Below are 1,318 nucleotides of genomic sequence, written 5' to 3' on the forward strand. Positions count from 1 at the left end.
CGCACCTTCCAGCCAATATTGGACGGTCTTTTTAACATCAAATTTTATCGAAGTCTTCATTGTGATTTAATTATAATTTTCAATAACATGAGAGTCAAGACAAATAGTAATAAGGGACAGGCGAATTATGCTTAACACACCCATGGTTTGCGGTTGATGGTTAAGCAGGGCAATTGGTATCACATCTTGAATTGTGAATTAAATTTTTCATATTCAATCCATAAAGATTGTTTTGCGTTAAAAATAGAAAGAGAAAGATAGTGTTGAGTTTTGTGTTGAAAAGACTTGCACAGCAATCTTCTTATTTGGCAGGAAACATCTTTTTATAAAGTTTATCACTGATTCTGAACCCTATTTGCGCCATTCCGATAAGGCAGCTACTGTCTGCTACAACCCGAAAAGCTTTCATTTTCCAATTGTCGCGCGATATCTGGCTATTACTTGTCGATCTTTTTCAAAACCCTTCTTGCCATACTCATAAGCAGGTATGCCGTGTTCCCGTAAAACTTCCATAAATCTGACCCTGCTCATTTCTGTCAATTCTATTGCCTTGCCAAGCGATATGGATCTTTCTTGAAACAAAAGTATCGCCAAGGCTATTTTCAATTTTTTTTTAATTTCCTCCGGTTTCTCCAATCCCCTCATCGCAAACAGTATGTCTTGAGGAAGGTCTATCGATATCCGTTCCATTTTGGTTGTTTCCATATTTATATCCTTTCCTACCTTTTACTTCACTTCCTTTGTAACGCAGCCTGTTGCTGAGCTCAAACTTCATAATTTACACCGCTTTGGTGTAAAGGTTTTCTCGAATTTCCTTATATTTTATACTATATAATTTATAATCTCATCCGTCAACCCCGGGTTTTGGAAATATCGGTGTTACTTCTTGAATTATTGACCGGTACAAAGCAATTGTGATAATCTTGAGGTTACATCCGAACCGTTTGCAAAAGCTATTCTTAGAAAGTGAAACCTGATCAGATTAAACATGCCGGATAAAAGCGGTTCACAGTTAACGGTTGAAAGCAGTTGACAGTTGACAGTTAACGGTTGAAAGCGGTTGACAGTTGACGGTTCACAGTTAACGGTGAAAAGGAGAAGGACAAGAATAAGGGACAGGCGAATTATGCATGCCATGCCCATTGGTTGCGATTAATGGTTACGCAGTGGGAAAACTAATTTATAAACGGAGGATTATATGCCAAGAATCGCCAGAATGGTCGTGCCGGATCAAAAAACCGTATATCATGTGATGTCACGAACCGCTCTTGATGGGTATCCGTTTAGCGATATTGAGAAAGACAGGCTTGTCGATATT

General features: G+C 38.5%; 1 protein-coding gene. It reads right to left on the bottom strand.

Going from position 1 to position 1,318, the window contains the following annotated elements:
• Positions 1-405: 405 nt before the first annotated feature.
• A complete protein-coding gene (locus tag VXK47_RS00085) occupies positions 406-705 on the bottom strand; it encodes a UPF0175 family protein (protein ID WP_435546735.1) in 300 nt (99 codons plus the stop codon).
• Positions 706-1,318 lie beyond the last annotated feature (613 nt).

The organism is Desulfobacterium sp. N47, from assembly GCF_051233685.1.
Classification (GTDB): domain Bacteria; phylum Desulfobacterota; class Desulfobacteria; order Desulfobacterales; family RPRI01; genus RPRI01.

What these genes read in the sequence shown, in the direction of transcription:
- VXK47_RS00085 (WP_435546735.1), bottom strand. Translation starts at nt 705, where the DNA reads ATGGAAACAACCAAAATGGAACGGATATCGATAGACCTTCCTCAAGAC.